This window comes from Cyanobium sp. ULC065 (assembly GCF_977927515.1).
In genome coordinates, this window is sequence record NZ_OZ376393.1 from 2,521,261 (window position 1) to 2,533,675 (window position 12,415).

Annotated in this window: 11 protein-coding genes; 8 read left to right on the forward strand and 3 right to left on the reverse strand. The window is 66.8% G+C overall.

Annotated elements, in window-relative coordinates; all coding sequences use genetic code 11:
- Positions 1–2: 2 nt before the first annotated feature.
- Positions 3–752 (forward strand): M15 family metallopeptidase, encoded by a 750-nt coding sequence (locus ACXMDP_RS12495; protein ID WP_259730765.1) that lies wholly within the window; start codon positions 3–5, stop codon positions 750–752.
- Here ACXMDP_RS12495 and ACXMDP_RS12500 read toward each other — a convergent pair.
- Together ACXMDP_RS12500 and ACXMDP_RS12505 are read right to left on the reverse strand one after the other, a co-directional pair.
- The gene (locus ACXMDP_RS12500) at positions 686–1,063 is read right to left on the reverse strand and encodes a hypothetical protein (RefSeq protein WP_094513115.1); all 378 of its coding nucleotides are present in this window, start codon (positions 1,061–1,063) and stop codon (positions 686–688) included. The two genes, ACXMDP_RS12495 and ACXMDP_RS12500, sit on opposite strands and share 67 nt — an antisense overlap.
- Positions 1,057–2,769, reverse strand: coding sequence for an NADPH-dependent assimilatory sulfite reductase hemoprotein subunit (locus tag ACXMDP_RS12505; RefSeq protein WP_457767230.1), 1,713 nt, complete (start codon positions 2,767–2,769; stop codon positions 1,057–1,059). The genes ACXMDP_RS12500 and ACXMDP_RS12505 overlap by 7 nt, the downstream gene beginning before the upstream one ends.
- A gap of 240 nt (positions 2,770–3,009) precedes the next feature.
- On the opposite strand from ACXMDP_RS12505, the gene glyS reads away from it, so the two are divergent.
- On the forward strand, positions 3,010–5,178 hold the full coding sequence (gene glyS / locus ACXMDP_RS12510; protein WP_259730764.1) for a glycine--tRNA ligase subunit beta: 2,169 nt from the start codon (positions 3,010–3,012) through the stop codon (positions 5,176–5,178).
- Between the two features lie 96 nt (positions 5,179–5,274).
- Here glyS and chlP read toward each other — a convergent pair whose 3' ends face one another.
- Positions 5,275–6,675 carry a geranylgeranyl reductase gene (chlP, locus tag ACXMDP_RS12515; protein ID WP_259730763.1) on the reverse strand — a complete coding sequence of 467 codons (1,401 nt, stop codon included), beginning with the start codon at positions 6,673–6,675 and terminating at the stop codon, positions 5,275–5,277.
- A 128-nt stretch (positions 6,676–6,803) separates the two neighbouring features.
- On the opposite strand from chlP, the gene ACXMDP_RS12520 reads away from it, so the two are divergent.
- The 6 genes from ACXMDP_RS12520 (at position 6,804) to ACXMDP_RS12545 (ending at position 12,391) form a co-directional block, all read left to right on the forward strand.
- On the forward strand, positions 6,804–7,547 hold the full coding sequence (locus ACXMDP_RS12520; protein WP_255101280.1) for a M15 family metallopeptidase: 744 nt from the start codon (positions 6,804–6,806) through the stop codon (positions 7,545–7,547).
- A 61-nt stretch (positions 7,548–7,608) separates the two neighbouring features.
- A complete protein-coding gene (gene typA, locus ACXMDP_RS12525) occupies positions 7,609–9,417 on the forward strand; it encodes a translational GTPase TypA (protein ID WP_094513110.1) in 1,809 nt (602 codons plus the stop codon).
- 8 nt (positions 9,418–9,425) lie between these two features.
- The gene (locus tag ACXMDP_RS12530; RefSeq protein ID WP_259730762.1) at positions 9,426–9,821 is read left to right on the forward strand and encodes a DUF309 domain-containing protein; all 396 of its coding nucleotides are present in this window, start codon (positions 9,426–9,428) and stop codon (positions 9,819–9,821) included.
- An 85-nt stretch (positions 9,822–9,906) separates the two neighbouring features.
- The gene (locus tag ACXMDP_RS12535) at positions 9,907–10,470 is read left to right on the forward strand and encodes an LptA/OstA family protein (RefSeq protein WP_259730761.1); all 564 of its coding nucleotides are present in this window, start codon (positions 9,907–9,909) and stop codon (positions 10,468–10,470) included.
- Positions 10,467–11,195 (forward strand): LPS export ABC transporter ATP-binding protein, encoded by a 729-nt coding sequence (lptB, locus tag ACXMDP_RS12540; protein WP_094513108.1) that lies wholly within the window; start codon positions 10,467–10,469, stop codon positions 11,193–11,195. The genes ACXMDP_RS12535 and lptB overlap by 4 nt, the downstream gene beginning before the upstream one ends.
- A 20-nt stretch (positions 11,196–11,215) precedes the next feature.
- On the forward strand, positions 11,216–12,391 hold the full coding sequence (locus ACXMDP_RS12545) for an LptF/LptG family permease (protein ID WP_259730845.1): 1,176 nt from the start codon (positions 11,216–11,218) through the stop codon (positions 12,389–12,391).
- Positions 12,392–12,415 lie beyond the last annotated feature (24 nt).

Below are 12,415 nucleotides of genomic sequence, written 5' to 3' on the forward strand. Positions count from 1 at the left end.
CCGTGCCGCGTCCCTGGAGCTCGGTCCCGATCGAAGACAACGGCGAACCGCTGATCCCACTCCCCCCCGAGCTGCTCCGGCTCGAGCCTCACCCCTATGCGGCTCTCGGGGCCCCCTATGGCCAGGCCGGCTGCCCCTTTCGCCTGCGCCAGGGGGTGGTGGAGCGTCTGCTGCAGGCTCAGGACGCCCTGCAGCAGCAGCAGAATGGCTGCCGGCTGGCCGTGTTTGATGCCTGGCGGCCGCTGGCGGTGCAGGCGTTCATGGTGGAGCACGCACTGCGGGAGGAATGCCGAGCCCGTGGGGTGGATCCCGAGCGGCCGGGGCCGGAGCGCGAGGCCGTGGCCGCAGAGGTGGGCCGCTTCTGGGCCCCGCCCAGTGCCGATCCAGCCACACCGCCGCCGCACAGCACAGGGGCAGCCGTGGATCTGACCCTGGCCGGGCCGGCAGGCGCGCTGCTGGGAATGGGCGGGGACATCGATGCGATCGGCGCGGTCTCAGAGCCTGGGCACTATGCCGACGCTGCCGCAGAGGATCCAACCGGCCCAGCGGCGAGCTGGCACCAGCGACGGCTGCTGCTGCAGGCGGTGATGGCGGCAGCTGGGTTCAGTCAGCACCCCAACGAGTGGTGGCACTTCAGCCATGGTGATCAGCTGTGGGCCTGGCGCAGCGGCGCTGCGCAGGCCTGCTACGGGCGCTGGACAGGCGCTGGGTCTGGAGAGGGCACGGTGGCGGTGGGCAGCGGCATCAGCTGAAACTCGCGCCAGATCTGCTCCGCCTCCGGCCGGCTGAGATGGCCGAGAGCGGCGCAGCGTTTCAAGGTGGCCTCGCCCATTTCAAGTTGCACCTCCCGCAGGCGGGCCAGCACCTTCGGTGGTTGGCTGGCGAACTGGTTGAGCTGGCGCCGGTAGGCGGCCAGCAGGTTGTCGCGCTTGCAGGTGAGGGGATCCGGCTCGAACGTCTGCACCGGGACGGCAGGTGTGCGTCGGTCCTGGCTGAGGGCTGCGGGCCCGGCCATGGACAGGGCGGCGAGCACAAGAGCGAGCCGCAGCGGCCGGATCAACATCCGACCAGGGCCTCACGCACGGCCACATCACCCAGCTGGGCCACGTGCTCACCGAAGCTGCGCCGCCCACCGGCCGCCTTCCAGCCCCGCAGCAGGGGTTCAAGGGTGCTCTCCAGTTCCGCCAGGGGCATCCGCTCCAGGAAGGGACTGGCCAGACGGGTGAGGTTGGGGGTGCCCCCCAGCCAGAGCTGGTACTGCTCCACGCCGCTGCCCACCAGACCGATCTCCGCCATGTAGGGGCGGGCGCAACCATTGGGACAGCCGGTCATGCGCACGAGCACGGGTTTCTCGATCTCCAGGCGCCGCAGCAGGGCATCGAGGCGATCGAGCACCTCAGGAAGGATGCGTTCCGATTCGGTGATGGCCAGACCACAGGTGGGCAGGGCCGGGCAGGCGATCGCATGGCGGGCCAGCAGATCGGGAGCTTCGGGGGCCTGGAAGCCGAGCTCCGCCAGGGCGGAGCGCACCGAACTGCGCTGGGGGGTGCCGATGTTGCAGAGCAGCAGGTCCTGGTTGGGAGTGAGCCGCACCTCCAGCTGGTAGGTCTCCACCAGCTTTCGCAGCCCCTGCTTGCGCTCGCCTTCGAGGCGGCCACAGAGCAGGGGCAGGCCCACGAACCAGAGATTGGCGCTCTGGCGATGCCAGCCCAGGTAGTCGGCGAGGCGGGGGGTGGGCTCGTTCTGCAGGCCACGGATCGGATAGGGGAAATAGCGCTTGAGCTCCTGCTTGAACCAGGCGATGCCCCGGTCGTGGATCAGGTACTTCATGCGGGCGTGGCGCCGCACCTGGCGATCGCCGTGGTCGCGCTGCAGGGCAGCGATCGCCTGGACGAGATCGAGCACATGCTCGGCAGCCACGTAGCCGAGCGGATCGGCAGTGCGCGCAAAGGTTTCGTCCTTGTTATGGGTGCGGCCCATGCCCCCACCCACGTAGGCGTTGCAGCCCCTGAGGCGCCCACTCGGATCGGTGAACACCACCAGGCCGATGTCCTGGGTGAGCAGATCCACGGAGTTGTCGCCCGGCACCGTGACGGCCACCTTGAACTTGCGCGGCAGGTAGGTGCCGCCGTAGAGGGGCTCGGAGGCATCACCGCTGAACAGGGCTCCTTCGCGCTGGCGCTCGCGTGCCTCACGTACCGGCTTGTCGGGCTTGAAGCGGTAGCTGTGATCCCCTTCCACCCAGAGGTCGAGATAGGAGCCCTCGGCGGCCTCCGGCGACAGCAGATCGGCGATCTGATCCGCCAACCGACGCGCGGCGGGGTAGCCCCCCTTCTCGAAGGGGGCAGCGGGGGCCATCACGTTGCGGTTGATGTCACCGCAGGCCGCCAGCGTGGAACCCAGCGCGCGCACGATCGTGCCGATCACCTCGCGCAGATCGGCCTTGGCGATGCCGTGCATCTGGAAGGCCTGGCGGGTGGTCACCCGCAGCGTGCCGTTGCCGAGGTTGTTGGACAGGTCGTCCATGGCCAGATAGAGCGGCACCGGGATGCGCCCGGCGGGGCTGCGTAGCCGCAGCATCATTTGCCAGTCCTTTTCACGGCCCTTCTGGCGGTTGTCGCGGTTGTCCTGCTGATAACTGCCGTGAAACTTGAGGATCTGGACGGCGCCGTCCGTGAAGAACGGCTTGTCGTTCTCCAGTTCGGTGGCCAGCGGCTCCTTGAGATGGCCGCTGGCCGCCTTGAGCAGCTCGAACTTGGTGGGTGGCAGGTCGCTGGCAGTCGCTGGTTGCCCAGCCGTTGATTGCCCAGTGGCAGCCAACGGTTGCCCTGCTGCAGGCTTGGTGGATCCACCCTCTGAAGGGCCGCCCTCAGCCTCCCGTTCCCCCACGGACTTGCGAACACGGTTGGGGGTCACGGTCACGTTGGTGCTACCAGGTTGTTTGAAGGTAGCGAAGCAGCCGCGTCGTCACTGGCGTTCAATACAGTCGGTGGCTGTTGAGACACTTGCGTGGCCACGTTCCTGCTGGAGATCGGCACCGAGGAACTGCCGGCGGATTTCGCCCGGATGGCCCTCCCTCAATTGGAGCAGCAGGTGCGCCAGGCACTGAGCGCGCACAAGCTGCCGCTGGAGTCGCTGTGGTGCAGCAGCACGCCCCGCCGCCTCGCCGTGTGCGTGAGTGGCCTGCCGGAGCGCCAGGCCGATCAGGAAGAGGAGCGCAAGGGCCCACCGGCGGAGCAGGCCTTCGTGAACGGGGAGCCGGCTCCCGCCGCCATCGGCTTCGCCCGGCGCTGCGGCGTGGCCGCCAGCGAACTTGAAGTCCGCCAGACCCCGAAAGGGCCGTTCGTCTTCGCCCGCCTGCGGCAGCAGGGGCAGCCCACCTTTGAGCTGCTGAGCGGCCTGATTCCCGGCTGGATCGATGCCCTGCAGGGAAGGCGCTTCATGCGCTGGGGCCAGGGAGACAGTCGCTTCAGCCGGCCGGTCCGCTGGCTGGTGGCCCTGCTTGATGAGCGGGTGATTCCCGTGCAGTTGTCGGCTACCGATCCCTGCATCCAGAGCGGCCGCCTCAGCCGCGGCCACCGACTCGTGCAGTCGGAGGTGTCGATCACGGCGGCGCACACCTACAGGCAGGAGCTGGCCGCCGCCGGGGTACAGGTCGACCGCCAGCTGCGCGCCCAGTGGATCCGTCAGCAGCTGGAGGCGGCAGCCATCGCCGCCGGCGCCCGGCCCGATCTGCCGGAGGCGCTCTTCGAGGAGCTGGTCGATCTGGTGGAGAGCCCCTCGCTGATTGAAGGCAGCATCGATGCACACTTCCTTGCCCTGCCCCCCGAGGTGCTGAGCACGGTGATGCGTTCCCACCAGCGCTACGTGCCGCTGGAGCCTATGGGCGCCCAGGCGGATGTTCTGGCGCTCTCGGCCCGGTCCCTACTGCTGCCCAGGTTTCTCTGCATCGGCAACGGCCTGGAGGCGGCGGCCTCAACGGTGCGCCGGGGGAACGAGCGGGTGCTGCGGGCGCGGCTGGCCGATGCCGCCTTCTTCCTGGACGCAGACCGCCGGGTGAGCAGTCAAAGCCGCCTCAGTCAGTTGGAGCGGGTCACGTTTGCTGAAGGACTGGGCAGCCTGAAACAGCGCGCCGAACGAATCTGCTGGCTCACCGACACCCTGCTGGAGGCACTGGCGTTAGCGGACGACGACGCCGAAACCGCCCGCTGCGCCGCCGAACTCTGCAAGCACGATCTGGTCAGCCAGATGGTGGGCGAATTCCCGGAACTGCAGGGGGTGATCGGAGCGAAGTACGTGCTGGAGGAAGGCGAATCGCGCGGCGTGGCCCTGGCTGTGCTTGAGCACTACCTGCCGCGTGGTGCCGGCGATCGCCTGCCCAGCTCCGCTGCCGGAGCGGTGGTGGCGATGGCGGAGCGCCTGGAGCTGCTGCTCAGCATCTACGCCAAAGGGGAGCGGCCGAGCGGGTCTTCCGATCCCTACGGGCTGCGGCGGGCCGCCAACGGGCTGCTGCAGGTGCTCCACGCCCAGGGTTGGCGCCTTGATCTGAACGCTCTGCTGCAGCGCGCCACGGCGCACTGGCAGGCGCTGCTGCCAGGCCTTGGGGTGGATTCCGCCGCCCTGTCACTGGAACTGCAGGAGTTTCTGCGCCAGCGGCTGGTGGCCCAGCTGGAGGAGGAAGGCTTCGATGCTGACCTGGTAAGGGCGGTGGCGGGTGCCACGGTCCAAGGGGAACGCCTGCTGCGCCAACCCATCGACGCCTGGGAGCGGACCCAGGTGTTGGCCGACCTTCGGGCGAGCGGCGCCCTCAAGGAGGTTCAGGCCGTGGTGCAGCGTGCGGCGCGGCTGGCGCAGCACAGCGAGCTCAGCGGCCAGGTGCTACTGGCAGATGGCGTGGTGGAGCCAGCCCGCTTCACTGCCAGCAGCGAAGCGCAACTGCTGGCAGTGGTGCAGGACATTGAGCCGCTGGCCTGCGGCGAGGCCGGCAGCATCGACTACAGCGGTCTCGCCGCAGCCCTCGGCCAGGGTGCGGGAGCGCTTGCGGCCTTCTTCGATGGCGAAACGAGCGTGATGGTGATGTGCGACGACATGGCCGTGCGCACCAACCGGCTGAATCTGCTGGCAGTTCTCACCAATCAGTCAGAGGTCCTCGCCGATTTCAGCGCCCTTGATGGCTGATCGGCGCTGCCTGTCAAGGACAAAGGACCGCAAAGGCTCCCCCTGGATTTGGGAAGAGCCCCAGTGAGGCGCTGAAGTGAGGCGCTGAATGTCAGTTCAGTGACCCATCAGGGCAGGTTCCCGTTCCTCGGCTTCGCTCACGGCGGCCCCTGCAGCTGATGGGGTGGGGGCGATGTCGGCGGCCAGCCCCTCAGCCTGACGGGGGTGCAGGGAACCGGTGGCGGCGAAAAGCTCCATCTCTGCCTGGGTGCGGACAGCGCTCTTCACCGGCTGGTAGCCGGCGGGGGCCAGCGCCTGGCCGCGAAGCACGGAGCCGAGGGTGAGCAGGGTGAGCTTGATCTGCTGCCACGGGTTCATCATCACCACCCGCTTGTAGAGGTAGCTGTCGAAGGTGAGACGCTGCACATCTTTGTCATCGCACATTTCAACGAAGGCCTCGCGGGCAGCGTCGTTGCGATAGAAGATGTTTTGCAGAAGCTCAAGAACTTTGTAGGTGGCACCGTATTTGCGGTCCCACTTCTTGATGTAGACCTTGAGATCTTTTTCGGTGGGAATCGTTGCTCCAGAGCTGCTGGCTGCCACGATCTGTTCGGCGCACATGCGGCCACTCTTGGCGGCGAAATAGATTCCTTCACCGGAACTCTTGGTCACGTAGCCGGCGGCATCGCCCACCAAGGCCATGCGACCCACCACCCGACGCGGGCGGGGATGCTCAGGGATCGGGTGAGCTTCCACCTTGATCACCTCACCATTGAGCAGGCGGGCGGAGGCCCGTTCCCGAATGCCCTTCTGGAGCCCCTTGATCAAGGCCTGGTTGACCTGCATGGTGCCGGTTCCGACGGCCACGTGGTCGAACTTGGGGAAGACCCAGGCGTAGAAGTCCGGGGACACATCGGTGCCCACATACATTTCTGCGAGGTCTTCGTAGTAGGCCATCTCCTCCTTGGGAAGACGGATGCGCTCCTGAAAGGCAATGGCGACGTTGTAGTCGCCGGCATCCATCGCCTTGGCAACGCGGCTGTTGGCCCCATCGGCGCCGACGATCAGATCCACTTCGAGAGTCTTGATCTCACCGGTAGGGCCACCGGAGGAATAATCGGCATACTTGAGGGTATAAGGGCCCTGGCGGTTCTTGCCGGTGTCGATGCTCTGAACCAGCCCGTTGACGAGGTGGGTGCCCAGCTCGGCGGCCCGATTGCGCAGGAAGCCATCAAGCACTTCGCGGCGGCACATGCCGATGTATTCATCGGCGTTGTCCAGATGGATATCCACCTCACGATTGGAGGGCGAGATCATCTTCATGTTGCGCACCTTGCGGTCGATGATCGACTCCGGCAGGTCGAATTCATCAACCATGCAGAGCGGAATCGCACCACCGCAGGGCTTGGCATTATCAAGCTTTCGCTCAAACAACCAGGTTTCGATGCCCGCCTTGGCGAGGACCTCCGCAGCACAGGAACCGCTTGGGCCGCCACCCACCACTGCGACTCGCAACATCTTGAAACCTGCTCCGCTGGAACGATCCTGGGCTGGAAGCTAACACTCCTGTTCCGGCTTTTGAGGCGCCGAAGGGCCTGGCCCCTACGATTGTTTCAAGCTTGTAGCCCCGTCCTTTGCCCCCGCGAATGTCCGCGCGTCATCAGGGCGACGACATCCCGGTGGCCCAGCGCTCGCTGCGCCCCGGACCACCCCGGGGACGATCGCTGCGCGCGGTGCTCGGCACCGTGATGGTGCTGGTGGTGGGTGGTGGCGCGCTGGGTTTTCGCTTCCGCGAGCCGCTGGTCCAGTTGCTCACCCCTCCCCCCGTCCCCGGGATCGATGCACGGCTGGGCAGCGATGGGCGGCTGCTGGGCCACTTCCCCTATGCGGAAGCGCCGACGGACCAGCTCACCAACGTGGCGCCGGGCCTGATGCTGCATACAGAGGCTGCCGTCGAGCTGCTCGCCATGCAGAGGGAAGCGGCCGCCGATGGGGTGGATCTGCGCTTGCTGAGCGGTTTCCGCTCAGTGGATCTGCAGCAGCAGATTTTCTTTGGTGTCAAATCGGAGCGTAACCAGAGCGCCGAGGAGCGCGCCCAGGTGAGCGCCCCACCGGGTTTTTCCGAGCACAGCACCGGCTACGCCGTCGATCTCGGCGATGGCGGCCGGCCCGCCGCCAACCTGAGTGTCGACTTCGAGCGCACTCCCGCCTTCCGCTGGCTGCAGGAGAATGCCAACCGCTACCACTTCAAACTCTCGTTTCCGCGCGGCAATGCCCAAGGCGTGACCTACGAGCCATGGCACTGGCGCTTCGAGGGATCAGCGGAGGCGCTGCGGATGTTCGAACCGGCCCGACAGCTGCAGGGATCTGAGCGGAGCGGGCTGGGATAGGGTGAAGGTTCATTGCAACCGGTAGTGGTTGCGTCAGAAAGGATTGAAGGAGAGATCACGCATGAGCGCCGCTTCCCAGAGCGCACCGATTCGCAATATCGCGATCATCGCCCACGTTGACCACGGCAAGACCACGCTCGTGGATGCCCTGCTTCAGCAGTCGGGGATCTTCCGGGACGGCGAGGCTGTGCCCACCTGCGTGATGGACTCGAACGACCTGGAGCGCGAGCGCGGCATCACGATCCTCTCCAAGAACACCGCGGTTGATTACGCCGGCGTACGCATCAACATCGTCGATACCCCCGGACACGCCGATTTCGGCGGCGAGGTGGAGCGGGTGCTCGGCATGGTGGATGGTGCCCTGCTGATCGTGGACGCCAACGAGGGGCCCATGCCCCAGACCCGCTTCGTGCTCAAGAAGGCGCTCGAGCAGGGCCTGCGGCCGATCGTGTTCGTCAACAAGATTGACCGCGCCCGCGTCGACCCGGAACAGGCGGTCGACAAGGTGCTGGATCTGTTCCTCGAGCTCGGCGCCGACGACGACCAGTGCGACTTCACCTACCTGTTCGGCAGCGGCATGGGGGGCTACGCCAAGCCCGACATGGCCACCGAGAGCGAAACGATGAAGCCGCTCTTCGACGCCATCCTGCGCCATGTGCCGCCGCCGGTCGGAGACCCTGAAAAGCCCCTGCAGATGCAGGTCACCACGCTCGACTACTCCGACTTCCTGGGTCGGATCATGATCGGCCGCATCCACAACGGCACCATCAAGGCCGGCCAGAGCGCCGCACTGATCCGCGACGACGGCAGCATCAAGCGCGGCCGGATCAGCAAGCTGCTCGGCTTCCAGGGCCTGCAGCGGGTGGAGATTGAGCAGGCCAGCGCCGGCGATCTGGTGGCCGTGGCGGGCTTCGATGAGGTGAACATCGGCGAAACGATCGCCTGCCCCGATCACCCCGAAGCGCTGCCCTTGATCCGGGTGGATGAACCCACCCTCCAGATGACCTTCGTGGTCAACGATTCTCCCTTTGCTGGCAAGGAAGGCAAGTTCGTCACCAGCCGTCAGCTGCGTGACCGCCTTCAGAAGGAGCTGCTCACCAACGTGGCGCTGCGGGTGGAGGACACCGACTCCCCTGATCGCTTCTCCGTGAGCGGCCGTGGTGAGCTGCACCTGGGCATCCTGATCGAAACCATGCGCCGCGAAGGCTATGAGTTCCAGGTGTCCCAGCCGCAGGTGATTTTCCGCACGATCGACGGCACACCGTGCGAGCCGGTGGAAACCCTGGTGATGGACGTTCCCGAAGATGCGGTGGGCTCCTGCATCGAGAAGCTCGGCACCCGCAAGGGCGAGATGCAGAACATGGAAACCGGCAACGACGGCCGCACCCAGCTGGAATTCGTGGTGCCGGCCCGCGGCCTGATCGGTTTCCGTGGTGAGTTCGTGCGCGCCACCCGCGGCGAAGGAATCATGAGCCACTCCTTCTTTGAATACCGCCCCATGCAGGGGGATTTCGATGCCCGCCGGAACGGCGTACTGGTGGCTTTCGAAGAAGGCACCGCCACCTTCTACGCGCTCAAGGGCGCGGAGGATCGGGGCCAGTTCTTCATCACGCCTGGCACCAAGGTCTACAAGGGCATGATCGTGGGCGAACACAACAGGCCGCCCGATCTTGAGCTGAACGTCTGCAAGGCCAAGCAGGTCACCAACATCCGCTCGGCTGGCGCTGAAGTGCTCGACACGCTTCAATCCCCGATTCAGATGACGCTTGAGCGCGCGCTTGAGTACATCGGGCCGGACGAAATGCTGGAAGTGACCCCGGAATCGATCCGGCTGCGCAAGCTGCCGGTGAAGAAGGCCGCCAAGCGATGAGCCAGGGGATGGCATCCCGCCACCCCGGCCCGGTGCCCCCCGCCGACGACCTGACCGCAGACCCCCGTCTGCAGGTGGCCGTCGGGCTGTTCAACGCGGGTGAGTGGTACGCCTGCCACGACGTGTTCGAGGAGATCTGGCACGAAACCCAGGGGCCCGACCGAGCCGCGCTTCAGGGATTTCTGCAGATCGCCGTGGCCCACCTGCATCTGCAGCGCGGCAACCAGCGTGGAGCCACGCTGCTGCTGGGTGAAGGGTTGGGCCGGCTGGCACCGTTTCCGGCCGACGCCCTCGGCTTCAACCTCACCCTGCTGCGCACCCGGGTGGCTGACCGGCTGCACTGCCTGCAACAGGGGAATGACCCAGGGGCCCTCCCCCTGCCAGTGTTGACGCCAGCTGCCTGACCCACTGATCCCCTGCCGCGAAGCTCGCTCCCTGAGCCGGGTGCGGGACTCCCACGCCCGCCCCCTTCCTGCCCCTGCCGGAACCATGCCTGAGATGCACCGACGCCGTCGCCCCCCCCTCGCTACAACAGGGGCGGCACTGATGCTCGCGCTCTGGAGCCTCCATCCCCCCCTGGCGCGGGCGCTGCCACTGGGGTCGCAGGTGCCCGAGGCCCCCCAGTTGCCGCGGCCGGCGGGCGCCGCACCGGGGGCCCCGATGCCCACCTCGACGTCAGCCCCTGAAGGAACGGTGCTCACGCCGCAGGCACCGATCACGCCCACCGGCCTGGTGACGATCGAATCGGACACGCAGCGCGCTGACAACAGCACCGGCATCGTGACCGCCACCGGCAACGTGAGGATTCTTTACCCCGATCGGCGCCTGGCCGCCACCGCCCGCCAGGCCCAGTACTTCACCCGGGAGGGGCGCATCGTGCTCACCGGCGATGTGGACGTGGTGCAGGAAGGCGGCAACCTGCTGCGCGCCGAACGGGTGGTCTACCTGGTGGACACCGAACGGGTGCTGGCCCAACCCACCGATGGCAAGCAGGTGTTCAGCCAGCTAAGAATCCAGCAGAACGCTCAGCCTGCTGGGCCAGCAGTGCCATGAGCCTCGTGTTGGAAGGGGTGGCCCTGAGCATCGGAGGCCGCCCCCTGGTCAAGGGGGTGACCCTCGCCCTGGAGCCCGGCGAAGTGGTCGGCCTGCTGGGCCCCAACGGCGCCGGCAAGACCACCACCTTCAACCTCGTCACCGGCTTGCTCAAACCGGATCGGGGCCGGGTCGTGCTCGATGGGAAGCGGGTGGAGCGGCTGGCCATGCCGGAGCGTGCCCGTCTGGGCATCGGCTACCTGCCCCAGGAGCCGAGCGTTTTCCGGCAGCTGAGCGTGCGCCAGAACCTGCAGCTCGCCCTGCAACAGAGCGGCGCTCCGGTGGCGGGGCGACGGGAGCGCGTCGAGCAGTTGGTGGAGGAGTTCCACCTGACCAACTTTCAGCACCGCCGTGGCTTCCAGCTGTCCGGAGGCGAGCGGCGCCGCTGTGAAGTGGCGCGCGCCCTGGCGGTCGGCGAAGCTGGCCCGCGCTACCTGCTGCTGGATGAACCCTTCGCCGGCGTCGATCCGCTCGCCGTTGCCGACCTCCAGACCCTGATCGGCACTCTGCGGGATCGCAACATGGGTCTGCTGATCACCGATCACAACGTCCGGGAGACCCTCTCCATCACCGACCGCGCCTACATCCTCACGGAAGGCAGCCTGCTGGCCTCCGGGCCTTCGGCTGAGGTGGCCAGCAACCCGCTTGTGCGCCAGCACTACCTGGGGGAGGGCTTCCAGCTGTGACACTTGCTCACGAACCCGTGATGGCGCTCAAGCGGCTGCTGCGCCCCGTACTGCTGCTCTGGGAGCGCCTGCCGCTGATGGATCGTTGGCTGAGCGGTGAACTGCTCGGCCCGCTGCTGTTCGGCGTGGCGGCCTTCACCACGGTGTCCCTGTCGGTGGGGGTGGTGTTCGAGCTGGTGCGCCGGGTGGCGGAATCAGGCTTGCCGGTGACGGTGGCGATGCAGGTGCTGGGCCTGCGCCTGCCGGGATTCCTGGTGCTGTCGTTTCCGATGGCCACCTTGATGGCCACACTGCTTGCCTACAGCAGGCTGTCGGGCAACAGTGAGCTCACGGCTCTGCGCAGCATCGGCGTGAGCACCAGCCGCATGGTGATGCCGGCCCTGGGCGTGGCGCTGCTGATGAGCCTGCTCACCTTCACGTTCAACGACCTGATCGTGCCCGCCGCCAACCTCCAGGCGGCCGACACACTCAACGAGGCCCTGGGCAGGTCGGTGGCCACGGAAAAGGGCAGCAACATCATTTACTCACGCTTCAGCCTGCGGCCCGCCAAGGATGATTCCGGCGCCGACCGCTACCTCTCCCAGCTCTTCTATGCGCGCAGATTCGAGAAAGGGGAGATGCAGGATGTGACGGTGCTCGATTTCACCCGCGAGAACGGCACCCAGATCCTGCAGGCCAAGCAGGGAATCTGGAACGCGGAGCAGGGCATGTGGGAATTCAAGGACGGCCAGGTGGTGCTGGTAGGAGGGGCTGAGGGCTCCACCACCTCCGCCAGGTTCGACCGCTACCTCTATCCGCTCGATCAGGGGCCGCTGAAACTGGCTGCCCTGCCCAAGGACGCCGCCAGCATGTCCGTGGCCGAAGCCCTGCGCGCCGAGCGGTTGCTCAGAGAGGCCGGCGACCAGAAAGAGGCCCGCCGGATGCGGGTGCGCATTCAGGAGAAATTCGCCTTCCCCACCATCTGTCTGGTGTTCGGTCTGATCGGCAGCAGCCTGGGCGTGCGCCCGGATGCCCGCACCAGCCGCAGCCAGGGGTTCGGCATCAGCGTCCTGCTGATTTTCTCCTACTACCTGATGTCCTTCATCTTCAGTTCGCTGGGGGTGAAGGGCACCCTGGGCCCCTTCCTGGCAGCCTGGATGCCGGTGTTCATCGGTCTGGCGGGTGGCCTTGTGCTGCTCCGACAGGCCAGCCGCTGATCTCCCTGACCGCCAGGCAGACTG

Bases quoted from the DNA above. Each gene is read 5' to 3' on its own strand.
- ACXMDP_RS12500 (WP_094513115.1), bottom strand. From the start codon at position 1,063: ATGTTGATCCGGCCGCTGCGGCTCGCTCTTGTGCTCGCCGCCCTGTCC.
- chlP (WP_259730763.1), bottom strand. From the start codon at position 6,675: ATGTTGCGAGTCGCAGTGGTGGGTGGCGGCCCAAGCGGTTCCTGTGCT.
- ACXMDP_RS12520 (WP_255101280.1), top strand. From the start codon at position 6,804: ATGTCCGCGCGTCATCAGGGCGACGACATCCCGGTGGCCCAGCGCTCG.
- typA (WP_094513110.1), top strand. From the start codon at position 7,609: ATGAGCGCCGCTTCCCAGAGCGCACCGATTCGCAATATCGCGATCATC.
- ACXMDP_RS12530 (WP_259730762.1), top strand. From the start codon at position 9,426: ATGGCATCCCGCCACCCCGGCCCGGTGCCCCCCGCCGACGACCTGACC.
- ACXMDP_RS12535 (WP_259730761.1), top strand. From the start codon at position 9,907: ATGCCTGAGATGCACCGACGCCGTCGCCCCCCCCTCGCTACAACAGGG.
- lptB (WP_094513108.1), top strand. From the start codon at position 10,467: ATGAGCCTCGTGTTGGAAGGGGTGGCCCTGAGCATCGGAGGCCGCCCC.
- ACXMDP_RS12545 (WP_259730845.1), top strand. From the start codon at position 11,216: ATGGCGCTCAAGCGGCTGCTGCGCCCCGTACTGCTGCTCTGGGAGCGC.